This window comes from Pseudomonas sp. CVAP#3 (assembly GCF_018986375.1).
Classification (GTDB): domain Bacteria; phylum Pseudomonadota; class Gammaproteobacteria; order Pseudomonadales; family Pseudomonadaceae; genus Aquipseudomonas; species Aquipseudomonas helvetica.
The window spans coordinates 40,192-63,797 of record NZ_JAHMSC010000025.1; the positions used below are offsets into that span (position 1 = coordinate 40,192).

The 23,606-nt window shown below is 60.5% G+C and carries 16 protein-coding genes; 5 read left to right on the top strand and 11 right to left on the bottom strand.

The features are described 5' to 3' along the window. Positions 1-478: 478 nt before the first annotated feature. From KRR23_RS27090 to KRR23_RS27105, 4 genes are all read right to left on the bottom strand, one after another. Positions 479-2,149, bottom strand: coding sequence for a bifunctional protein-serine/threonine kinase/phosphatase (locus KRR23_RS27090; RefSeq protein ID WP_216744926.1), 1,671 nt, complete (start codon positions 2,147-2,149; stop codon positions 479-481). A gap of 7 nt (positions 2,150-2,156) precedes the next feature. Continuing rightward, positions 2,157-3,368, bottom strand: a complete 1,212-nt coding sequence (locus KRR23_RS27095) for a NarK/NasA family nitrate transporter (protein ID WP_216744927.1) — start codon at positions 3,366-3,368, stop codon at positions 2,157-2,159. A 354-nt stretch (positions 3,369-3,722) separates the two neighbouring features. Beyond that, positions 3,723-4,298, bottom strand: a complete 576-nt coding sequence (locus tag KRR23_RS27100; protein ID WP_019689484.1) for an ANTAR domain-containing response regulator — start codon at positions 4,296-4,298, stop codon at positions 3,723-3,725. A 15-nt stretch (positions 4,299-4,313) separates the two neighbouring features. After that, positions 4,314-5,525 (bottom strand): CmpA/NrtA family ABC transporter substrate-binding protein, encoded by a 1,212-nt coding sequence (locus KRR23_RS27105; protein ID WP_216744928.1) that lies wholly within the window; start codon positions 5,523-5,525, stop codon positions 4,314-4,316. A gap of 249 nt (positions 5,526-5,774) precedes the next feature. On the opposite strand from KRR23_RS27105, the gene KRR23_RS27110 reads away from it, so the two are divergent. Then, entirely contained in the window at positions 5,775-6,794 is a 1,020-nt protein-coding gene (locus KRR23_RS27110; protein ID WP_216744929.1) for a quinone-dependent dihydroorotate dehydrogenase, read from the top strand. A 317-nt stretch (positions 6,795-7,111) separates the two neighbouring features. On the opposite strand, the gene KRR23_RS27115 is transcribed toward KRR23_RS27110, so the two are convergent. Beyond that, entirely contained in the window at positions 7,112-7,327 is a 216-nt protein-coding gene (locus tag KRR23_RS27115) for a ribosome modulation factor (RefSeq protein ID WP_003223300.1), read from the bottom strand. A gap of 545 nt (positions 7,328-7,872) precedes the next feature. Between KRR23_RS27115 and rlmKL the strand changes: the two genes are divergently transcribed. Next, on the top strand, positions 7,873-10,143 hold the full coding sequence (rlmKL, locus tag KRR23_RS27120) for a bifunctional 23S rRNA (guanine(2069)-N(7))-methyltransferase RlmK/23S rRNA (guanine(2445)-N(2))-methyltransferase RlmL (protein WP_216744930.1): 2,271 nt from the start codon (positions 7,873-7,875) through the stop codon (positions 10,141-10,143). Between the two features lie 138 nt (positions 10,144-10,281). Continuing rightward, positions 10,282-12,681 carry a diguanylate cyclase gene (locus KRR23_RS27125; RefSeq protein ID WP_216744931.1) on the top strand — a complete coding sequence of 800 codons (2,400 nt, stop codon included), beginning with the start codon at positions 10,282-10,284 and terminating at the stop codon, positions 12,679-12,681. Positions 12,682-12,863: 182 nt separating this feature from the next. Here KRR23_RS27125 and dacB read toward each other — a convergent pair whose 3' ends face one another. Then, entirely contained in the window at positions 12,864-14,324 is a 1,461-nt protein-coding gene (dacB, locus tag KRR23_RS27130) for a D-alanyl-D-alanine carboxypeptidase/D-alanyl-D-alanine-endopeptidase (RefSeq protein ID WP_216744932.1), read from the bottom strand. Between the two features lie 234 nt (positions 14,325-14,558). Between dacB and KRR23_RS27135 the strand changes: the two genes are divergently transcribed. Continuing rightward, entirely contained in the window at positions 14,559-14,903 is a 345-nt protein-coding gene (locus KRR23_RS27135; RefSeq protein WP_216744933.1) for a YggL family protein, read from the top strand. A gap of 47 nt (positions 14,904-14,950) precedes the next feature. On the opposite strand, the gene KRR23_RS27140 is transcribed toward KRR23_RS27135, so the two are convergent. Next, positions 14,951-16,141 carry a benzoate/H(+) symporter BenE family transporter gene (locus tag KRR23_RS27140; protein ID WP_216744934.1) on the bottom strand — a complete coding sequence of 397 codons (1,191 nt, stop codon included), beginning with the start codon at positions 16,139-16,141 and terminating at the stop codon, positions 14,951-14,953. Positions 16,142-16,517: 376 nt separating this feature from the next. Here KRR23_RS27140 and KRR23_RS27145 point away from each other — a divergent pair, with 376 nt between their 5' ends. Then, complete coding sequence (locus KRR23_RS27145; RefSeq protein WP_103315365.1) at positions 16,518-17,282, top strand: GntR family transcriptional regulator; 765 nt, start codon at positions 16,518-16,520, stop codon at positions 17,280-17,282. 162 nt (positions 17,283-17,444) lie between these two features. On the opposite strand, the gene guaD is transcribed toward KRR23_RS27145, so the two are convergent. The 4 genes from guaD to xdhA form a co-directional block, all read right to left on the bottom strand. After that, positions 17,445-18,749, bottom strand: a complete 1,305-nt coding sequence (guaD, locus tag KRR23_RS27150) for a guanine deaminase (RefSeq protein WP_216744935.1) — start codon at positions 18,747-18,749, stop codon at positions 17,445-17,447. Between the two features lie 23 nt (positions 18,750-18,772). Continuing rightward, positions 18,773-19,615, bottom strand: coding sequence for a xanthine dehydrogenase accessory protein XdhC (xdhC, locus tag KRR23_RS27155; protein WP_216744936.1), 843 nt, complete (start codon positions 19,613-19,615; stop codon positions 18,773-18,775). 128 nt (positions 19,616-19,743) lie between these two features. Then, entirely contained in the window at positions 19,744-22,137 is a 2,394-nt protein-coding gene (gene xdhB, locus KRR23_RS27160) for a xanthine dehydrogenase molybdopterin binding subunit (RefSeq protein WP_216744937.1), read from the bottom strand. After that, positions 22,130-23,584: a xanthine dehydrogenase small subunit gene (gene xdhA, locus KRR23_RS27165; RefSeq protein WP_216744938.1), complete on the bottom strand. Its 1,455-nt coding sequence runs from the start codon at positions 23,582-23,584 to the stop codon at positions 22,130-22,132. Before xdhA ends, xdhB begins: the two co-directional genes overlap by 8 nt. Between the last annotated feature and the right edge of the window lie 22 nt (positions 23,585-23,606).

Genomic DNA, 23,606 nt, shown 5'->3' on the forward strand with positions numbered 1-23,606 from the left:
CGGGGAGCTCAGGCTTGCCTCATCAGGGCGGTCAGGCTGGCTCGACAAATTTTGCGCAAACAAAAAAAGGCGTCTCGCTAGTTGCCTAGCGAGGACGCCTTTGTCCTGGTCCCGTTCTCTCGGGAAGCACGCCCTTCGTCGTTGAAGGCCGGGCTTTATGTCTGTTGGAAAAGGTAATGCAGTGGTCGTGCCAAATCGGCGGAGGGCGCGGTTTTGTTGGGTTTCGCTTCGTTATGCAGTGCCTGGCTTGAGCTTTTTGCACCAAATCAAAGCGCGGCGCCCAGTCATGGCGCGGAGAAGACCTGTGGCGAGGGAGCTTGTCGGAACGCCGCACCGCCCCGCTCGAGTGCGCAGCACTCGTAAAACCTGAAACCGTGGTCTGCCTGAAACACCGCGATTGAAGGTTTGGGGTCGCTTCGCCCGAGCGCGGACCGACCCACGGGGGCAAGCCCCCTCGCCACAGGGAGTCGTGTTTGACTCAGGAATGGAGCAGCAGATACAACAACACCAGATTGATCAGCAACGACACCAGCGCCAAGGTCCGCCAGACCTTCAACGGTTCACGTTCCAGCAGCGGCCTGGGCCGTACACTCAAACTACGCCGTTCGCCTTGTTCCAGCAGCAGCAACCATTCTTCCGCCGTTTCATAACGTTCTGCCGGGTCGGCGCATACCGCGCGCTCCAGGCTTTGCCCGAGCCAGTCCGGCAAATCCGGCCGATAGCGGTTGGCGCTGACAGGCGAGCTAAAGCGCGGACGTTGAAAGGCTTCGATTTCCCCGTAGGGATAATGCCCGGTGGCCAGGTAATAAAGCGTCACGCCGACGGCATACAGATCCTGTTGCGGTGTCGGTGGACTCCCGTTGAACGCTTCCGGGGCGATATAACTCGGGGTGCCCGGCAGCGCGTTCGATTGGTCTTCGGATAAACCGGTGCAGTACGCCAGGCCGAAATCCAGCAGCCGTAACTCGCCGTCCTCAGACAGCAGCAGGTTTTCCGGTTTGATGTCGCGATGGAAGATCTGCCGCCGATGCAGCATGCCCACCGCCCGCAGTAAACGTTCGGCCAGTTGTTGCCATTGGGGCAGCGGCAACGGGCCATTTTGCGCGAACAGCTCGGCCAGGGTCATACCCGGATATTCGCGCATCACGTAATACAGGTGTTGACGTTGCGCCGCTGGGTGAACTTCGGGAAAGCTTCGACCGGCAACGCGCTTGAGAAACCACTCTTCAGAGAGCAGCGCCTGGGCGGCCGTGGTGTCGTTGTTCAACGATGAGGGGAGCGTCTTCAGTAGCCAAGGCTGTTGCTGCCCATCACGAACACGGTAAATCAGCGACTGCTGACTTTGCCCGAGCAGCCTCTCGACGTGCCAGCCCTCGAAGGCCTGACCGGGTTTGAGCGGCGGTGGCAATGGCCATTGCTGCAGCTGGATCAGCGTATCGCCGATGCTCGTTTCGCCGAGGGCGTCGACTCGCACCAGCAGCGCGCTGGCGTTGTCCTGACTGCCGGCCAGATGAGCGGCGTTGACCAGGGTTTGCGCCGCGCTGTCGAGGTCGGGTTGATCACGCAGAATGGCCGCGATGGCGGTGTCGCCGAGTATCGCCCAAACGCCGTCGCTCAGCAGGACGAAACTCTCGCCCGCGCGCAATTCGCCGTCGAGAAAGTCCAGCACCAGATGCTGATCCAGTCCCAATGCGCGCTTGAGCACATGCTGCATGCCCGGTTGTTCCCAGACGTGGTCCTCAGTGATGCGCTGCAACTGGTCGGCGTGCCAGCGATACACCCGACAATCGCCAACATGCGCCAAGGTGAAGCGACGACCGCGCAGCACCAGCGCGCTGACGGTGGTGAGCAACGGCTGGCCGCCGCCATTGGCCTGCAACCAGCGATTTTGTGCCAGCAGCAGGCGGTCCAGCGCTTGCGCCACAGCCCAGGTTTGCGGCGTGGCGTAGTAATCGAGGGCCAAGGCCTGCAAGGTTGCCCTGGCTGCGAGCCCGCCATCGGCGCATTGACTGACGCCGTCGGCGATGGCGAACAGAAATCCCTTGCTCGCCGCCAGTTCAGCGGCAGGCGTGACCAGGCGCAGGGCGTCCTGGTTTTCGTCCCGTGGGCCGATGGCGCTGGCCTCGGCGAAGCTCAATTGCAGGCTCATCGGTGCATCATACCCGCGCGGCAGTCACAGCAGCCGAACCCCATGTAGTTCTCCAGCGGCGTTTGACCCCGTGCAGGCCAAACCAGGCCAGAACACCGAGGCTGGCGAACAACCACAAGGCCAGTTGATAGCTACCAGTGCTCTGCTTGATCGCACCCATGCCCGCCGCGAGGGCGAAACCGCCGATGCCGCCCGCCATGCCGATCAGCCCGGTCATCACGCCGATTTCGCGGCGAAAGCGCTGCGGCACCAACTGGAACACCGCACCATTACCCGCGCCAAGGCCGAGCATGGTGCAGACGAACAGCGCCAATGCAGCGTAGGAGCTGGGCAGGTTGAAACCCACGGCAGCAATGCAGGTCGCGGCCAGCGTGTACATCACCAGCAAGGTGCGAATGCCGCCGAAACGATCCGCCAGTGCACCACCGAGTGGTCGCATCAAACTGCCGCCGAACACACAGGCTGCGGTGTAGTAGCCGGCGGTGACCGGGCTCAGGCCGTATTGGTCGTTGAAGTAGCCGGGCAGGGCGCTGGCCAGGCCGATGAAACCACCGAAGGTCACGCTGTAGAAAAACATGAACCACCAGCTGTCGCGGTCACCGAGGGCCTTGAGGTAGTCAGTCATGGATTTGGCTTTCGGCCGTTCAGGTGCGTTTTTCGCCAGCCAGGCGAAAATGATCAATGTCAGGATCAGCGGGATCAGTGCGAAACCAAAGACGTTGCTCCAGCCAAATGAGGCCGCCAGCATCGGGGCGATCAGTGCGGCGAACACCGTGCCCGAGTTACCCGCACCGGCGATGCCCATCGCCTTGCCTTGATGCTGTGGCGGATACCACTGCGAGGCCAGGGGCAGGGCGACCGCGAACGAGGCGCCGGCCATGCCGAGGAACAGGCCCAGCAGCAGCGCTTGTTCGTAGCTGTGGATGCCCAGCTTCCAGGCGCCGAATAGCGCGCAGATCACGATGACCTGACCGATCAGCCCGGCGGTTTTTGGTGACAGGCGATCTGCCAGCAGTCCCATCACGAAGCGCAAGAACGCCCCGGCCAGAATCGGCGTGGCCACCACGAGCCCGCGTTGCTGGGTGGTCAGGTGCAAGTCGGCGGCGATCTGCACTGCCAGTGGACCCAGCAGATACCAGACCATGAAGCTCAGGTCGAAATACAGAAAGGCCGAGAAGAGTGTCGGGGTATGGCCGGATTTCCAGAAGCTTGAATTCATCGCGCACCTCAGCTGTGAAGAGTCTCGAAGGGAGTCATGAGCTTTGCGGTGGCGCGCCGCAACGGCCGCACCACCGGCCCCGGGCTGTGGGGCCAAAACGAAAAAACGCCGCAACCCGCTGCACTTGCGCGAAAGGGGTATGCGACGTCTTTGTCGTAGGTGGGGCAACCGCCGTTGGTTACCTGTGTGGTTTACCTAGCGAGATCTGTGCCAACAGGTGAAACCGAGTCGCGGCCAATCGCGGGCAAGCCTTGCTCCTACAGATTTGTGTCGAGCTCGAATGATGTGACCGACATAAAATCCGTAGGAGCAAGGCTTGCCCGCGATGGCGTCTTCGCAGGCGCCGCAAGGGCTTCAGCCCAACAACTCGCTCATGGCAATGATCTGCTCGGCCACCTGGATCAATTTCTGTTGGCGGCTCATGGCCTGGCGGCGCATCAGGGTGTAGGCCTGCTCTTCATTGCAGTCCTTCATTTTCATCAGCAAGCCCTTGGCCAGTTCAATGCGCTTGCGCTCGGCCAGTTGCTGGTCGCGGGCCTGGAGTTGGGCGCGCAGGGCCTGATCGCTTTCGAAACGTGCCATGGCCACGTCGAGGATCGGTTGCAGGCGTGCGGCATGAATGCCTTCGACGATGTAGGCGCTGACGCCGGACTTGATCGCCTGGCGCATCACGTCCGGGTCGTGCTCGTCGGTGAACATCACGATCGGCCGAGGCTGGTCGCGGCTGACCAGCACCACTTGCTCCATTACATCGCGGCTCGGTGACTCGGTATCGATCAGGATCACGTCCGGGCGCACCGTTTCGACGCGCGCAGGCAGGTCGATGGTCAGGCCTGATTCATCGATCACCTCAAACCCGGCTTCGGTCAGCGCGGCCTTGAGCCGCCCGACCTTTTTCGCGGTGTCGTTGATCAGCAGGATACGCAACATATTTGCAGCCTCCTGTCAGCGGCGGGCGAGAAGAGCGGAGGTGTCGGCCATGGCGTGCAGCTTGAAACTGCGGGCATACGCCGCCGGGTCCGAACCATTCCATATTTTACCGTCGATCAACTGGCTGCTGCGCATGTCCTGATCCCGGGGCGCGATGCCCAGCGCGCTGGCGGCATCGCGATAGACACCAAGTTGCTGGACCTGACGCGCCACCTGCAGATAGTCCGGGTCTTCGCGCAGTAAGCCCCAGCGGCGGAATTGGGTCATGAACCACATGCCATCGGAAAGGTACGGCAGGTTGACGTCGCCACCGCCGTGGAAGCGCAACGCGTGAGGGTCCTGCCAGCGATTGCCCAGGCCGTCGGCATAATCGCCCAGCAAGCGCGGTTCGATGCAGTCGAGAGGGGCGTCCAGGTATTCGGCAGCACTCAACAGTTGCGCGGTGCTGCGGCGGTTTTCCGTGCTTTGTTCAATGAAGCGGCTGGCCTCCAGGATTGCCATGACCAGCGCGCGTGCGGTGTTCGGGTATTGCTCGACGAAGGCGCGGGTGCAGCCGAGGACTTTTTCCGGGTGGTCGGGCCAGATGGTCTGGCTTGTCGCCAGGGTGAAGCCGAGGTTCTGCTTCACCGCACTGGCGCTCCAGGGTTCGCCGACGCAGAAACCGTCGATCCGTCCGGCCTGCAAGTGCGCGACCATTTGTGGCGGCGGCACCACGACGCTATCGACATCCTGCAACGGATGGATGCCCTGGCTCGCCAGCCAGTAATACAACCACATGGCGTGGGTGCCAGTGGGGAAGGTCTGGGCGAAGGTGAGTTTTGGGCGACTTTGGTGCACGTGCCGGTCCAGTGCTTCAGGACCGGTCACGCCCAGCGCTTGCAGGCCATGAGAAAGGTTGATGCTCTGGCCGTTCTGATTCAGCCCCATCAGCACGGCCATGTCCGTCGCGGCGACGCCGCCGATGCCCAGATGCACCGCATAGATCAAACCATAGAGGCTGTGGGCGGCATCCAGTTCGCCGCTGACCAGTTTGTCCCGCAGGTTGGCCCACGACGACTGGCGCTTGAGGTTCAGGGTCAACCCGTACGGTTGGGCGAAGCCCTGAGTCGCCGCAACCACCACGGATGCGCAGTCGCTCAGGGCCATGAAACCGAGGTTGATCGCGGTCTTTTCCGGGGCATCGCTGCCGTTGACCCAGGCCAGCGGTCCTGCTTCAGGTTCAGTCATCACATAAGCACCTTGCATGAAAAAAGCGCCGTACCCAGGCCCCATGTGCAAACCAGGCCAAGTGACGACGCCGTTGTCCTTTTTAATCGTTACCTGGTACGCATCCCGCCATTGGCATGGGTGCAGATGTCAGTACCAGTGCAAGGCATATGCCACTGATGGCTGATTTCATCGCGCACCTCGCTTGCGACCCCGATGCACGGCTATAATCGCCGCCTTATTTCGCCGCCAACCGAGTCAAATCCGCCCATGTATACCCTGGCCCGCCAACTGTTGTTCAAACTCTCCCCGGAAACCTCCCACGATCTGTCCCTGGACCTGATCGGCGCAGGTGGGCGTTTGGGTCTCAATGGCTTGCTGTGCAAGGCGCCAGCGCAGTTGCCAGTGAATGTCATGGGCCTGGACTTTCCAAACCCGGTGGGTCTGGCAGCCGGTCTGGACAAGAACGGGGCGGCCATCGACGGGTTTGCGCAATTGGGTTTCGGCTTCGTTGAAATTGGCACCATCACCCCGCGTCTGCAACCGGGCAATCCAAAGCCACGGATTTTCCGCTTGCCGCAAGCCGAGGCGATCATCAACCGCATGGGGTTCAACAACCTCGGCGTCGATCATTTGCTGGCGCGTGTGGCGGCAGCCAAATACAAGGGCGTGCTGGGGATCAACATCGGCAAGAACTTCGACACGCCGGTTGAGCGTGCGGTCGACGACTACCTGATCTGCCTGGACAAGGTTTACGCGCACGCCAGTTACGTGACGGTCAACGTCAGCTCGCCGAACACTCCGGGCCTACGCAGCCTGCAATTTGGTGATTCGCTCAAGCAACTGCTCGAAGCCTTGCGTCAGCGTCAGGAAGATCTGGCTCAACGCCACGGCAAGCGTGTACCGCTGGCGATCAAGATCGCACCGGACATGACCGACGAAGAAACCGTTCAGGTGGCGCAAGCGCTGATCGACACCGGAATGGACGCGGTGATTGCGACCAACACCACCCTGAGCCGCGTAGGCGTCGAAGGTATGGAATACGGTGACGAGGCGGGCGGCTTGTCCGGCGCTCCGGTGCGCGACAAGAGCACTCACACGGTCAAGGTCCTGGCGGCCGAGCTGGCCGGGCGTTTGCCGATCATCGCGGTGGGCGGCATTACCGAAGGCAAGCACGCGGCTGAGAAAATCGCCGCGGGCGCCAGTCTGGTGCAGCTCTACTCTGGCTTCATCTATAAGGGCCCGGCGCTGATTCGCGAATCGGTGGATGCCATCGCCGCCCTGAGATAACCCAACCCGTGTGATGAGAGGCCTCTGTGGCGAGGGAGCTTGCTCCCGCGGGTCGGTCCGCGCTCGGGCGAAGCGGTCCTAAAATCAGCAAATGCGGTGCATCAGGAATAACTCGGTGTCTGGATAGGGGCCGCTTTGCAGCCCAGCGGGAGCAAGCTCCCTCGCCACACAGTATTTCATCGTTGGTTTTGAGTTGATTGCAGGAATAAAAAAGGGCTCCTCGAAGGAGCCCCTGGGCCGAAGCCCGCCGTCCGGAGAGGACGTGCGTGGTTAAGTCGTTACATAATCAGATTGTCGTGTCGGAGTGTGTGCCCTGTTTAGCCGACGGCGTGAAGTTCGTTGAGTCTATGGATTCCCGCAGTGCCGGTCATACCGTCCCAGTTGTCGCCGCGTCCTTCTCGCCAGCCGTTGATCCAGGCTTGGCGTACCGACGGTAGAGTAAAGGGGCAAAGCTCACGGGATTTTCCACCAACGCCATATTGATATCCGCGCAAAAATGCTCTTTCCAACGGATCACGCTTAAGTCTTCTCATAGGGTGTTTCCCTCACTTGTTGACTGTATTTGTCGCGTCGACCTCGATCGAGGTCAGGCAGAAAAATTTCTGCCGTTGGTGGCTCGCTGCCGGCGTCACGAGCCAAGGTGTTGACGTCGTTGCGGCGTCAACCTGTGTTGAGTTCTAACCAATGCGTCACATCGAGGGAATGATCGTTTTGTCATAAGGACGTAACGATAAAGATGCTATGGCCATAAGTAACACGATGTAATTCCCGTGGTCATTGGTCAAAGCCCGGTATGATCAGCCTCTCACTAGATGATGAGGCTAATGCTTTAGTGAGAATGTCCACCCGTTGCACTCGGGTATTATTCGACGAAGGGTCGAGTTATGACATTTTGTTGCATAGAATTTCTTATCTGCCTGGGCATCTAAGCTCATTCAACCGGTTGGTTGGCTGTGCGGCCAGGGTGGGACGGCACACTTTCGTGCCACGCGAGCGCTCTTCAAGAAAAGCGCTTGATTGAAAAACGAGCGGTCAATGCGTTGCCCGTTCACTTATTGCTAAAGGCCCTGGAACTCCCATGTCGGATCGTTACGAACTCTTCCTCACTTGCCCAAAAGGCCTCGAAGGTCTGCTTATCGAGGAAGCCGTCGGGCTTGGCCTTGAGGAAGCGCGCGAGCACACTTCTGCCGTGCGCGGCATCGCCGACATGGAAACGGCTTATCGCCTGTGCCTGTGGTCACGTCTGGCTAACCGGGTGCTGCTGGTGCTCAAGCGTTTCCCGATGAAGGACGCCGAAGACCTGTACCACGGCGTGCTGGATATCGAGTGGCAAGACCATATGCTCAATGACGGCACCCTGGCCGTTGAGTTCAGCGGTCACGGCTCGGGCATCGACAACACCCACTTCGGCGCCCTGAAAGTGAAGGACGCCATCGTCGACAAACTGCGCACCCCGTCGGGCGAGCGTCCGTCCATCGACAAGCTCAACCCGGACCTGCGCGTTCACCTGCGCCTGGACCGTGGCGAAGCGATTCTGTCCCTCGATCTCTCCGGCCACAGCCTGCACCAGCGCGGCTATCGCCTGCAGCAAGGTGCGGCGCCGCTGAAGGAAAACCTCGCGGCAGCGATTCTGATCCGCTCCGGCTGGCCGCGCATCGCGGCTGAAGGTGGCGCTCTGGCTGACCCGATGTGCGGTGTCGGTACGTTCCTCGTCGAAGCCGCGATGATCGCTGCCGACATGGCGCCCAACCTGCGTCGCGAGCAGTGGGGCTTCACCGCCTGGCTCGGTCATGTGCCGGCGCTGTGGAAAAAACTTCACGAAGAAGCCGTCGCCCGCGCCGCTGCCGGTCTGGCCAAGCCACCGCTGTGGATTCGCGGTTACGAAGCCGACCCTCGGCTGATTCAACCGGGCCGCAATAACGTCGAGCGCGCAGGCCTGAGTGAGTGGATCAAGATCTACCAGGGTGAAGTCGCAACCTTCGAGCCACGTCCGGACCAGAACCAGAAAGGCCTGGTGATCTGCAACCCTCCGTACGGCGAGCGTCTGGGCGACGAGGCAAGCTTGCTCTATCTCTACCAGAACCTCGGCGAGCGCCTGCGTCAGGCCTGCCTGAACTGGGAGGCGGCGGTGTTCACCGGCGCGCCGGATCTGGGCAAGCGCATGGGGATTCGTAGCCACAAACAGTATTCGTTCTGGAACGGCGCCTTGCCGTGCAAATTGCTGCTGATCAAAGTGCTGCCGGATCAGTTCGTCACCGGTGAGCGTCGTACCCCGGAACAGCGTCAGGCCGAGCGTGAACAGGCTGCCTACGATCAGTCGCCGGTCGAGCCGCAAGAGCGTCAGTACAACAAGAACGGCAATCCGATCAAACCTGTACCGGCGCCGGCTCCTGTTGTTGAACAGGCGCGCCTGAGCGAAGGCGGGCAGATGTTTGCCAACCGCCTGCAAAAGAACCTCAAGGCCATGGGCAAGTGGATCAAGCGCGAGGGTATCGACTGCTACCGCGTTTACGATGCCGACATGCCGGAATACTCGATGGCCATCGACCTGTACCACGACTGGGTCCATGTTCAGGAATACGCGGCACCGAAGTCGATCGATCCGGAAAAAGCCTCGGCGCGGATGTTTGATGCGCTGGCAGCCATTCCGCAGGCCTTGAACATTGACAAAAACCGCGTGGTCGTCAAACGTCGCGAGCGTCAGAGCGGCACCAAGCAGTACGAGCGCCAGAGCGCGCAGGGCAAGTTCACCGAGGTGAACGAAGGCGGCGTGAAGTTGCTGGTCAACCTGACCGACTACCTCGACACCGGCCTGTTCCTGGATCACCGTCCAATGCGTCTGCGGATTCAGAAAGAGGCGGCCGGCAAGCGCTTCCTCAATCTGTATTGCTACACCGCGACGGCCAGCGTCCATGCGGCCAAGGGCGGCGCGCGCAGCACCACCAGCGTCGACCTGTCGAAAACCTATCTGGATTGGGCACGCCGCAACCTGTCGCTGAACGGTTTCTCTGACAAGAACCGTCTGGAGCAGGGCGACGTGATGGCCTGGCTGGAAGCCAACCGTGACGAGTTCGATATGATCTTTATTGATCCGCCGACCTTCTCCAACTCCAAGCGCATGGAAGGGATCTTCGACGTCCAGCGTGATCACGTGCAGTTGCTGGACCTGGCCATGGCCCGTCTGGCGCCGGGTGGCGTGTTGTATTTCTCCAACAACTTCCGCAAGTTCCAGCTCGAAGAAAACCTCACGGCGCGCTATGCCGTCGAGGAGATCACCGCACAAACCATCGACCCGGACTTTGCCCGTAACGGCAAGATCCATCGCGCCTGGAAAATCATGGCGCGCTGAGGCCTGATTGGATCCACAGAGCCTTGATTTTTCGAGGTTCTGTGGTCTTTTTGCGCTGGCTAATCTAATGGCTAATAGCTATAACATCACTCAAAGCCAAGGTGACGCCAAAGCACGCCGGCGTTTTGAGTTTCGCTTATGCCGTTGCACGCCGTACGACCCAAGATCCTGGGCTTGATCAGTGAAGATGTTTCGGCCTGGCTCGTTGCGCTGCTGGTGTTGCTGGCCGGGGGCGTACTGACGGGGCTGCTCGCCTGGGCCAGCTTCAATGCGCAGCATCAGCAGATGGCGCAGCGTTTCCAAATGCTGGTCAACGAACGCAAGAGCCGGATTACCGAGCGTTTCGACGATCAGGAGCAGCGCCTTGATAGCCTGCGGCGATTCTTCGTCAACTCCGAGTCGGTTTCCCGTGAAGAGTTCGACGGCTTTACCAAAGCACTGTTGCACAGGACTCAAGCCTACGCCTGGGCGCCGCTGGTTGCCCGCAGTGAGCGTTCCGCGTTCGAGCAACGGGTGCGCGAACAAGGTAAAGCAGGATTTTCCATCCGCGATCTGACACCTTCCGCAGAGCTGCAACCTGCCGCCTTGCGCGATGAATACGCGCCGGTGTTGTACAGCCAGGCGCTAGGCTCAAAAGCCGCGCCGCTGGGTTTTGATTTGCTCTCGGAACCGACACGTCGGGCAACTCTGGAACGGGCCCGCACCCTCAACGCGATGGCGGTGTCCGAGCCCACGCTGCTGATTGGCGTCGATCCTGAATATGCCCGTGGCGTGCTGCTGGTCGAGCCGGTTTTGCGCTATACCGCAGCGTCAGCTCATGACGCTACGCCCCTTGGTTATGTGCTGGCAGTGATCAGCATGCGTCAGTTGGTAGTCGATGGTTTTCCGTTGCCCGGGCAGGACAACCTTGTGGTGCAGATTCGTGATCGGGCACAGGGCGGTCAGGCGCAAGCGCTCTACGAATCTACCAACCCGGTGGCGAATCAGCCGCTGCATTACAGCTCGATGTTGCGACTGGGCGAACATGTCTACGATCTCGATATTCGTACCAGCAGCGTGTTTGAACATGCCACTCATTCGGCGGTTGCCAGCCTGATCGTGATGGGGACGCTGTTGAGCGTGCTGCTCAGTGCCTTGCTCTACATTCTGGTCAGTCAACGGCAACGAGCGCTGGCGCTGGTCGAGCAGCGCACCCGCGAGTTACGCCTGCGAGAACAGGAGTTGAGCGGCGCTCATGGTCAGTTACGCGGGGTGCTGGACGCGGCGACCCAAGTGGCGGTGATCGCCACTAACCTGCGCGGTGTGATCACAACTTTCAATGCCGGTGCCGAGCACATGCTCGGTTATCGCAGCGTCGATGCGCTGGGGCATATGACGCTGGAAAGCCTGCACCTGCCCGTTGAGCTGGAGGCGCGAGCCGTGGAGCTCAGTCAGCGTTACGGCAAGCCGGTGCCGAACTGTCAGGCGATGCTGGTGGAAGGAGGCGAGGCGGGTGGGCACGAAGCGCGTGAATGGACCTTGGTGCGTCAGGATGGCAGCCATCTGACGGTGAACATGCTCGCCACTGCCGTACTTGATGAGCAGGGGCTTTGGGTCGGGCATCTGGCGATCTGCATCGACATCACCGAGCGCAAGCGCGTGCATGAAGCGTTGGCCGCGCGGGATTTGCTGCTCAAGAAACTCAGCGCGCATGTGCCGGGCGGTATTTATCAGTTCAAGATGGCGGCGGACGGGCGCTTCAGTGTGATCTACGCCAGTGACGGCATCCGTGATATTTACGAGCTCGATCCGGACGTGCTGCAACAGAATGCCGAGGCTATTTTCCAGCGAATTTATCCGCAGGATGTGGCTCGGGTGCGTGCCTCGATCCGGATCTCTTCGCAAAAGCTCAGCCCGTGGCGCGAAGAGTACCGTGTGCAGTTGCCCGTACGTGGCCTGCGTTGGGTGCGCGGCGAGGCAACGCCGGAAGAACTGCCCGGTGGTGGGGTGCTGTGGCATGGCTATGTATCGGATATTTCCGACCTCAAGCGGGTCGAGGAAGAGCTGCGCGCCTTGTCGGTGACCGACGCGCTGACCGGGATTCACAATCGACGCTATTTCCAGGAGCGGCTGACCACGGAAATGGCCCGGGTCGAGCGCGGTACCGGGGAATTGGCGGTGATCATGCTGGATATCGATCACTTCAAACGTATCAATGACGTGTACGGCCACGCGGCAGGCGATCGGGTGTTGCAGGCAATCTGTCAGCGCATTCGCCAACGCTTGCGGCGCACCGATGTGTTCTGCCGCCTGGGAGGCGAGGAGTTCATGGTGCTGTGTCCGGACACCGACGGGCAGCATGCCCATACGTTGGCCGTCGAGCTATGGCAGAGCTTGCGCAATACGCCTATCGAGGGCCTGGGCACGGTGACTGCCAGCTTTGGTATCGCCAGTTGGCGTTCCGGGGAGGGGGCTGATGCCTTGCTGTTGCGCGCTGACTCGGGGGTTTATGCGGCGAAGCAGGCCGGGCGGGATCGGGTTGAGATGGAACTGGTGTAGGCCGGTTCAGGTTTGTGTGGCGAGGGAGCTTGCTCCCGTTGGGGCGCGAAGCGGCCCTGAAGGCGATGATTGTGTTGGGTCAGATGTATCCGATTTGTTGATTTTGCTGCTGCGCAACCGAGCGCGGACCGACCGGCGGGAGCAAGCTCCCTCGCCACAGTTGCACAGTGTTTAAGTGAGGCTTAAAGCGCCGACTCGGCTGTTGCCAGTTTCGGCTGGCGGTACAGGTCCAGCAGCACCTGATCGAGCACCGTATGCGCACCAAAAGGTGCCGGATCGTTGAGGATCGCAACCACTGCCCAGGTGTTTCCATTGTTGTCGCGGCTGAAACCGGCGATAGCACGCACGGTGTTCAGGGTGCCGGTCTTGACGTGTGCTTCGCCCCGCATTGCGGTGGTCTTGAGGCGTTTGCGCATGGTGCCGTCCATGCCGCTGATCGGCAGCGAACTGACGAACTCGGCCGAGTACGGGCTTCTCCAGGCCGCTTGCAGCATGCTCGCCATTTCACGGGCGCTGACCCGTTCGGCACGCGACAGGCCCGAGCCGTTCTCCATCACCAGGTGCGGCGCGGTGATGCCTTTCTTCGCCAGCCACTGACGCACTACGCGTTGTGCGGCTTTTGCATCGTCAGCATCGGCATCGGTGCGATATTTCGCGCCCAGGCTGAGGAACAGCTGCTGAGCCATGGTGTTGTTACTGTATTTGTTGATATCGCGGATGATTTCCGCCAGGTCCGGCGAGAACGCCCGCGCCAGTACCTTGGCATCCTTTGGTACGGCGGCCAGACGATCCTTGCCCTGGATGCTGCCACCCAGTTCCTGCCAGATTGCCCGTACGGCGCCGGCGGTGTAGGTCGCATGATCGAGCAGTGAAAGGTAAGTCTGCGAGCTGCAGCCGTCGGCCAACTGGCCTGCAACGGTCACGCTCACGCTGCCGTCGGCCTGGGTCACCGGGTTGTAGCGCACGCCCCCGGAACACTGTTTGCCGCTAAGCGCTTTGACCTGGTTATCGATGCGAATGCTGGCGATCGGCGGTTCGACCGAAACCAGCACCTTGCCCGAGTCGTTACGAGCTACGAAGCGCAAGGCCTTGAGGTTGACCATCAGCGCGTCGGGCTTGACCAGGAACGGCTTGTTCTCGTCTTTACCATCGTCATTGAATTCGGGAAGTTGCGGCTGGACGAAGAAGCTGCGATCCAGCACCAGGTCACCGGTGACTTGCTGCACGCCATTGGCTCGCAGGTCACGCATCAGCAGCCAGAGTTTTTCCATGTTCAGCTTTGGATCGCCGCCACCCTTGAGGTACAGGTTGCCGTGCAGGATGCCGCCATTGAGGGTGCCGTCGGTGTAGAACTCGGTTTTCCACTGGTGGTTCGGGCCAAGCATTTCCAGCGCGGCGTAGGTAGTGACCAGTTTCATGGTCGAGGCCGGATTGACCGAAACGTCAGCGTTGAAAACGGTCGGTGTGCCCGGACCGTTGAGTGGAATCATCACCAGCGACAGGGCGCTGTCCTGCAGCTTGCTGGCTTTGAGTGCTTTTTCAACGCTGGGTGGCAGGGTGGTGTTGACCGGGGTAGCGGAAACAGGGAAGGCCAGCGGCACAAGCAGGCTGGCGAGAAGCAATGGACGCAAAGATTTGATCATCTGAAATAAAACCCTACTGCCGAGGGGGAAAAAGATGAGGGCATGAGAATAAATTCCCTCGGTGGTCGCGAAAGTGTCGGCATTATGCCCCAAGGAGTAGCGGCTTGTGCCGTACGCAGAGGGCCGAATCCGCTATTTTTTTACCGGCGGTAGGCGCAAGCCGCCAGAGAATCGGGCAAACAACGGCTTAAACTGCTAAAGTGCCGCCCGTTATTACTTTTGAGGATTGTTCCAATGGCGACTAACCGTTCCCAGCGTCTGCGCAAAAAACTCTGCGTCGATGAATTTCAAGAGCTGGGTTTCGAACTGAACCTGGATTTCAAAGAAGATTTGGCTGATGCAGCCATTGACGCTTTCCTCGACGCGTTCCTGAAAGAAGCCATGGAAGCTAACGGCCTCGGCTACGTTGGCGGCGACGACTACGGTCTGGTTTGCCTGCAAAAACGTGGCTCGGTCAGCGCTGAACAACGCGCCGCCGTTGAAGCCTGGCTGAAAGCCCGCACCGAGCTGACCAGCGTAGAAGTCAGCCCGTTGCTGGACGTTTGGTACCCGGAAAAGCCGATCAATCCGGTAGCCTGATGTTCAAAAAAACGGCGACCTGAAGGTCGCCGTTTTTTTTTTGCATTTCAGGCATTGCGCCAATTCAGAATCATTAACGTAATCACCCCCGCCACAATTCCCCAAAATGCCGAACCAATGGAAAACAGCGTCAGCCCCGACGCAGTGACCATAAAGGTGATCAATGCCGCTTCACGTTCCTTCACTTGCGCCATAGCGATGCTCAGGCCGTTGATGATCGAGCCGAATAGCGCCAACGCGGCAATCGACAGCACCAGCTCTTTTGGCAAGGCGGCGAACAGCGCTGCGAGCGTTGCGCCAAAGACCCCGGCAATCCCATAGAAAATCCCGCACCAGACGGCCGCGGTGTAACGCTTGTTGCGATCTTCATGGGCGTGTGGCCCGGTGCAGATTGCGGCGCTGATCGCTGCCAGGTTGATCCCGTGGGAGCCAAATGGTGCCAGCAACAGTGAGGCGATGCCGGTGGTGGTGATCAGCGGCGAGGCCGGGACGTTGTAGCCATCTGCGCGTAACACGGCGATGCCGGGCATGTTCTGCGAGGTCATGGCCACCACGAACAATGGAATACCGATGCTGATGGTCGCCGCGAGGGAGAAGTGCGGGGTGGTCCAGACCGGGGTGGCCACTTCAAGATGAAAACCGCTGAAATCCAGCAGGCCCATGCCGCCGGACAGTGCCGTGCCGATCAGCAACGCCGCCAGCACCGCATAACGGGGCGACAGGCGCTTGACCACCAGATAGGTGAAAAACATCCCCAATACCAGGCCGGTGCGGTGCTGGGCAGCGACGAAAATTTCACTGCCGATCTTGAACAGAATCCCCGCCAGCAACGCCGCCGCCAGTGATGCAGGAATCCGTTTGACCAGACGTTCGAAGCTGCCGGTCATGCCGCAAAGAGTGACGAGCACGGCGCAAGTGATGTAGGCGCCAATCGCCTCGCCGTAGGTCACGCCCGAAAGGCTGGTGATCAGCAGCGCCGCGCCGGGCGTCGACCAGGCGATGGTGATCGGTGTGCGATAACGCAAGGACAAACCGATCGAGCACACGGCCATGCCAATCGAAATCGCCCAGATCCACGATGAAATTTGCCCGCTGGTCAGGCCCGCCGCCTGGCCGGCCTGGAACATCAGCACCAGTGAGCTGGTGTAGCCGGTCATCATGGCAATAAAACCGGCGACGATGGCCGAAGGTGATGTGTCGGCGAATGGGCGAAGTTGCGCGTGAGTGGCGTCGGTCATGGCGCGGTGTTCCTTGTTCTTGATATACGAATAAAGTCCGCTGCCACCCGTGTGGCGAGGGAGCTTGCTCCCGCTCGGCCGCGTAGCGGTCGTAATGTGTGAGCGAGGTTATCTGAATAAACGAGTCGGCAGGTTTCAGGACTGCTGCGCAGTCCAACGGGAGCAAGCTCCCTCGCCACGGGCCAGGTGTTCAAGCCTAAACTTAAACGTGGCAGCTCGTTGCAATACAGCCGGGGGCGTATATGGCCGTACAGTCGTGTTGCCACCAGCGGTTGTGTACAATGTGCTGTGTTTTTTACGCAATACTTGCCAGCGACCCTCTGTGCCGTATTACAGTCACAGTCAATTCGCCGCAGTTCTCCCGACTCGAGTGCCCATGAACGAACAGTTGCAGCCCCTCAAGAAACAACCGCGAGCAGGCAAAGCCGGCCGCAGCGGAACCCAGGACGATATCGTCTATGCGCATATCTTCGAGGCCATCCTCGAACAGCGCCTGGCGCCCGGTACAAAGTTGAGCGAAGAGGCGCTGGGAGAAATTTTCGGGGTCAGTCGCACCATCATTCGCCGCGCGCTGTCGCGTCTGGCCCACGAAGGCGTGGTGCTGTTGCGTCCTAACCGTGGCGCCGTGGTTGCCAGCCCGAGTGTCGAAGAAGCCCGTCAGGTATTCATGGCGCGGCGTCTGGTCGAGAAGGCGATCACCGAGCTTGCCGTCGTACACGCGACGGCCGAACAGATTGCCGAGTTGCGGCAGATGGTCAACGACGAGCGCGACAGCTTCTCCCGTGGCGACCGCGGTGCCGGTATCCGGCTGTCTGGCGAGTTCCACCTGAAACTGGCCGAGGCGGCGAAGAACGCCCCGCTGATCAGCTTCCAGCGCAGCCTGGTGTCGCAGACTTCGTTGATCATCGCCCAGTATGAAAGCGGTAACCGCTCGCACTGTTCCTACGATGAACATACTCAGCTGATCGACGCCATCGAGGCCCGCGATGCCGACCTGGCGGTGAACCTGATGATGCATCACATGGATCACATCGACAGCAAGCTCAACCTCGACGAAGAAAGCGCCTCGGACGATTTGCATGCGGTGTTCTCGCACCTGTTGCAGACCAAAAAGCCAGGGCGGCCAACCGCCAAACTTTGATAGACCGCGGCGCGCCCATCGCGAGCAGGCTCGCTCCCACAGGAGATCTATGCACGATGCAGATCTAATGTGGGAGCGAGCCTGCTCGCGATGGCGGCCTGACAGATGTAAAAAATCCCCTGCAACCTAATGGCTGCGGGGGATTTTTTATGTCTGCAAAACTTAACGCTGGTGAACGAGGTTGCCCGCCGCGTAAGTCTGTAACACCGTCCGGTCGTCCCCCAACGTCATCAGCACAAACAGCGTCTCGGCGATGCTCTTGGCCTGTTTCAGGCGATAGCCGAGTAGCGGCGTAGCGTTGTAGTCCAGCACCAGGAAGTCGGCGTCGGTGCCCGGTTGCAGGGTGCCGATCTTGTCTTCCAGGCGCAGTGCGCGGGCACCGCCGAGGGTTGCCAGGTACAGCGATTTGAACGGGCTCAGGCGTGCGCCTTGCAGCTGCATGGCTTTGTAGGCTTCGTTCAGGGTTTGCAGCAGCGAGAAACTGGTGCCGCCACCGATGTCAGTGCCCAGGCCGACGTTCAGGTTGTGCTTTTCGGCCATTGGCAGGTTGAACAATCCACTGCCAAGAAAGAAGTTCGAGGTCGGGCAGAAAGCGATCGCCGAACCGGTTTCGGCCAGGCGTGCGCATTCGTCATCGCACAGGTGCACGCCGTGCGCGAATACCGAGCGTTCGCCGAGCAATTTGTAGTGGTCGTAGACGTCCAGGTAGCCCTTGCGATCGGGGAACAGTTCCTTGACCCATTCGACTTCCTGCAGGTTTTCACTGATGTGGGTCTGCATGTACAGGTCGGGGTATTCGCTGAGCAACTGGCCGGCCAGGGTCAGTTGTTCCGGGGTGCTGGTCGGTGCGAAACGTGGCGTCACCGCGTAGTGCAATCGACCCTTGCCGTGCCAGCGCTCGATCAGCGCCTTGCTGTCGACGTAGCTGGATTCGGCGGTGTCGGTCAGGTAGTCCGGCGCATTGCGGTCCATCATCACCTTGCCGGCGATCATCCGCAGGTCGAGCGTCCGTGCCGCTTCGAAGAACGAGTCCACCGATTGCGGGTGCACGCTGCCGAACACCAGTGCGGTGGTGGTGCCGTTGCGCAGCAGTTCCTTGATGAAGATACCGGCGACTTCTTCAGCGTGGGCTTTGTTGGCGAATTGGCTTTCGCACGGGAAGGTGTAGGTGTTGAGCCAGTCCAGCAGTTGTTCGCCGTAAGCGCCGACCATGCCGGTTTGCGGCAGGTGAATGTGCGTATCGATGAAGCCCGGCGTGATCAGGGCATCCTGGTAATGGGTGACTTGAATGTCGGCGGGCAGGCTGGCGAGCAGTTCGCAGGCGTGGCCGATGGCGCTGATCTGGCCGCTTTCAGTCACCAGCAAGCCGTCTTCGAAATACTCGTAGGAGGCTTCGATACCCACCACGGCAGGGTCGGCGATGCTGTGCAGAATGGCGGCGCGGTAGGCTTTGCGAGTCAAAGACATTGTCGTTCTCGGTTCGTGGCTTTTTAGTTCGAAGCATGACTGCGGCGCGAGGCGGGCAGCAGTTTGGCAATAGGTTCGGCCTTCGCGCCGTGCTGGCCGAAATTCGCGTTATAGGTGGCAATGATTTCGCCGGCGATGGAGATGGCGATTTCCACCGGCAATTTGCCTTTGACCTCGCCCAGGCCCATCGGGCAGCGCATGCGTTGCAGCACGGCATTGTCGAAACCGCGCTCGCGCAGGCGGTGTTCGAATTTCACCCGTTTGGTCTTCGAGCCGATCAGGCCGAAGTAGGCAAAGTCGTTGCGCTTGAGGATTGCCGCGGTGAGCTCCAGGTCGAGCTGGTGATTGTGGGTCATGACGATGCAGTAACTGCCAGCGGGCAGGTCGTCGATTTCGTCCACCGGTTCTTCGGCGACGATTTTACGCACGCCGTGGGGAATCTGTTCGGGGAACTCGGCTTCCCGCGAATCGATCCAGCGCACCCGGCAGGGCAGGCTGGCCAGCAACGGCACCAACGCCCGACCGACGTGGCCGGCACCGAATACAGCGATCTGTGCCTGTACCTGGCCCATGGGTTCGAACAGCAGCACCGTGACGCCGCCGCAGCATTGACCGAGGCTGGCGCCGAGGGTGAAACGCTCCAGATGGGTGTCCTGTTTACCGCTGGCAAGCATTTCCCGGGCGACCTGCATCGCCTTGTATTCCAGGTGCCCGCCACCGATGGTGTCGAACGCCTGCGTGGCGCTGACGACCATTTTCGAACCGGCATTGCGCGGCGTCGAGCCGAGCTCTTCGATGATGGTCACCAACACGCAGGGTTCACCCTGGGTTTGCAGGTCGGCGAGGGCGTCGATCCAGTTGTACATGTCCCACCTCTTCAGATCGTTCCCACGCTCTGCGTGGGAATGCATCAATGGACGCTCCGCGTCCGCTCTTCACAATGCGACGCAGAGCGTCGCGGGCTGCATTCCCACGCAGAGCGTGGGAACGATCATCAAACGACCTCGACCATGGAATCGACAGCTTTCACCGCCTTCAACTGGCGCATCTGCTCACAGCCCCACAACACCCGCTCCGGTGTGGCCGGTGCGTCGATCTTCGGTTGATGCCGGTAATCGCCCAGGCTCGCCACCGCATCCTTGATTGCGCACCAGACGGAAATGCCCAGCATGAACGGCGGTTCGCCCACGGCCTTGGAATGGAACACCGTGTCTTCCGGGTTCTTGCGGTTTTCCACCAGCTTCACCCGCAAATCCAGCGGCATGTCGGCGACCGCCGGGATCTTGTAGCTGGCCGGGCCGTTGGTCATCAGTTTGCCTTTGTTATTCCAGACCAGCTCTTCCATGGTCAGCCAGCCCATGCCCTGGATGAAGCCACCCTCGACCTGGCCCATGTCGATGGCCGGATTCAGTGAGGCGCCGACGTCATGCAGGATGTCGGTGCGGAGCATTTTGTATTCGCCGGTCAGGGTGTCGACGATCACCTCGGCGCAGGCTGCACCAAACGCGTAGTAGTAGAACGGCCGACCGCGTGCCTGGCTACGGTCGTAGTAGATTTTCGGGGTCTTGTAGAAGCCGGTGCTGGACAGCGACACCTGGGCGAAGTACGCCTGCTGGATCAGTTCTTCGAAGGTCAGGATCTGATCGCGAACCCGCACGTGGCCGTTGTGAAACTCCACGTCTTCTTCGCTGACCGCATACTTGCGCGCAGCAAATTCCACCAGGCGCTGCTTGATGATTTCGGCGGCGTTTTGCGCGGCCTTGCCGTTCAGGTCGGCACCACTGGACGCGGCGGTCGGCGAGGTATTCGGCACCTTGTCGGTGTTGGTCGCGGTGATCTGCACGCGGTCGATTTCAACCTGGAACACTTCGGCCACGACTTGCGCGACTTTGACGTTCAAGCCCTGGCCCATTTCGGTGCCGCCATGGTTCAGATGAATGCTGCCGTCGGTGTAGACGTGAATCAGCGCACCGGCCTGATTGAGGAAGCTGGCGGTGAAGGAAATACCGAATTTCACCGGGGTCAGCGCCAGGCCTTTTTTCAGGATCGGGCTGTTGGCGTTGTAGCGGCGGATCGCTTCGCGGCGTTCGGCGTACTGGCTGCTTTCTTCCAGCTCGGCGGTTATTTCCTCGAGCATGTTGTGCTCGACGGTCTGGTAGTAATGGGTGACGTTGCGCTCGGTCTTGCCGTAGTAGTTGGCCTTGCGCACGGCCAGTGGATCGAGGCCCAGATGACGGGCGATGGCGTCCATCACTTCTTCGATGGCGACCATTCCTTGCGGGCCGCCAAAGCCGCGGTAGGCGGTGTTCGATGCGGTGTTGGTCTTGCAGCGGTGACCGTTGATGGTCGCGTCGCCCAGGTAGTACGAGTTGTCCGAGTGGAACATCGCCCGGTCGACGATCGACGCCGACAGGTCCGGTGAACAACCGCAGTTACCGGCCAGTTCCAGCTGGATGCCGTGCAGGCGTCCGGTGTCGTCGAAGCCCGCATCGTATTCAATGTAGAACGGGTGACGCTTGCCGGTCATCAGCATGTCTTCGACCCGTGGCAGACGCATTTTGGTCGGCTGTCCGGTCAGGTGCGCGATCACCGCGCAGAGGCAGGCCGGGCTGGCGGCCTGGGTTTCCTTGCCGCCAAAGCCGCCGCCCATGCGGCGCATGTCGACGACGATTTTGTTCATCGACACGTCGAGTACTTCCGCCACCAGTTTCTGCACTTCGGTGGGGTTCTGGGTCGAGCAGTAGACGATCATGCCGCCGTCTTCAGTCGGCATGACCGAAGAGATCTGGGTCTCCAGATAGAAATGTTCCTGGCCGCCGATGTGCAGCGTGCCTTGGATGCGGTGCTCGGCATTCGCCAGCGCAGTGGCCGAATCGCCGCGCTTGTGGGTGTGGCTATCCAGCACGAAATGGCGTTTTCGCAGGGCTTCGACGACGTCGAGTACCGGCTCCAGATCTTCGTATTCGATGATCGCGGCCATGGCCGCTTTGCGTGCGGTTTCCAGGTCTTTTGCGGCTACCGCAAGCACCGGTTGACCGACGAATTGCACGTCATCAATGGCCAGCAGCGGGTCACCTGGCAACAAGGGGCCGATGTCTTTCAGGCCCGGCACGTCTTCGTGGGTAATGGCGATGCGCACGCCTTCGAAGGCATAGCAGGGCTTAGTGTCGATGCTGATGATTTTCGCGTGGGCGCGGTCCGAGAGTCGCGCGTAAACGTGCAACTGATTCGGGAATTCCAGCCGGTCGTCGATGTATTGCGCTTCACCGGACACGTGTTTGTCGGCGCTGTCGTGCTTGACGCTGCGACCGACACCGGTGGTCAGGTCCTTGGCAAACAGTTCGGCCAGTTCGGCTTGGGTCTTCTCGACTTTGTGATGGTTAGACATAAGCGGTCACCCGAGTCTCGATGTGCGGTGTTTGCAGTTCGATGAAGTATTTACGCAGCAGGTTCTGCGCGCTGAGCAGGCGGTATTCCTTGCTCGCACGGAAGTCCGAGAGCGGCGTGAAGTCTTGCGCGAGAGCGGCGCAGGCACGTTCCACCGTTGTGTTGTTCCAGGGCGCGCCGAGCAGCGCGGCTTCGCAGCTTTTCGCGCGTTTCGGTGTCGCGGCCATGCCGCCGAACGCGACGCGGGCGTCGGCAACCACGCCGTTTTCGATGCGCAGGTTGAATGCCGCGCAGACCGCGGAAATATCATCGTCCAGACGCTTGGAGACCTTGTAGGCGCGGAACAGTTGTTCAGCGCTGGCACGCGGCACGATGATCTTCTCGATGAACTCGCTTTCCTGGCGCGCAGTGACCCGGTAATCGATGAAGTAGTCTTCCAGCGCCAGGGTGCGACGGGTTTCGCCTTTGCACAGCACGATCTGTGCGCCCAGAGCGATCAGCAGCGGAGGTGAGTCACCAATCGGCGAGGCGTTACCGATGTTGCCGCCGAGGGTGCCCTGATTGCGGATTTGCAAGGAGGCGAAGCGTTGCAGCAATTCGCCGAAGTCCGGGTACTCGGCCTTGAGGGCGTCGTAGCAGTCGGAGAGGGCGGTGGCGGCGCCGATTTCCAGGCGATCGTCAAAGCGCTCGATGCGCTTCATTTCTGCGACATTGCCGACGTAGATCATCACCGGCAGCGTGCGGTGGAATTGGGTCACTTCCAGTGCAAGGTCGGTACCGCCGGCCAACAGTTTGGCTTGCGGATAGGCGTCGTAGAGGTCGGCCAGATCGGCGACAGTCAGCGGTACCAGGCAGCGTTTGTCGCCGCTGTTCAGTTCACCGGTATCGGTCGGCGCAATGGCTTTCAGGCGAGCGATGGTCTCGGCTTCGCGGGCATCGAACTGGTCGGGCTGTTTGGCGCTGCACACTTGTTCGGCGGCGGCGAGGATCGGCCGGTAGCCGGTGCAGCGGCAGAGGTTGCCGGCGAGGGCTTCGTGGGCTTTATGGGAATCGGCGTGATCGCTGTTTTTCTGCAGCGCGAACAATGACATGACAAAGCCCGGTGTGCAGAAGCCGCACTGTGAGCCGTGGCACTCGACCATGGCTTTTTGCACGCTGTGCAGCTTGCCCTGATGCTTGAGGTCTTCGACGCTGATCAGCTGTTTGCCGTGCAGCGACGAAACAAACGTCAGGCACGAGTTGAGGCTGCGATAGCGAATGTGTTCACGGCCGCTGTCATCGGTCTGCAATTCACCGACCACCACCGTACACGCGCCACAGTCACCGCTGGCGCAACCTTCTTTGGTACCGGGTTTGCCCAAATGTTCGCGCAGATAGTTGAGCACGGTCAGGTTCGGGTCCAGGGCGTGCTCGCTACGGAGTTCCTGGTTAAGTAAAAACTGGATCACGGAAGGCCTCGCAGACTCATTA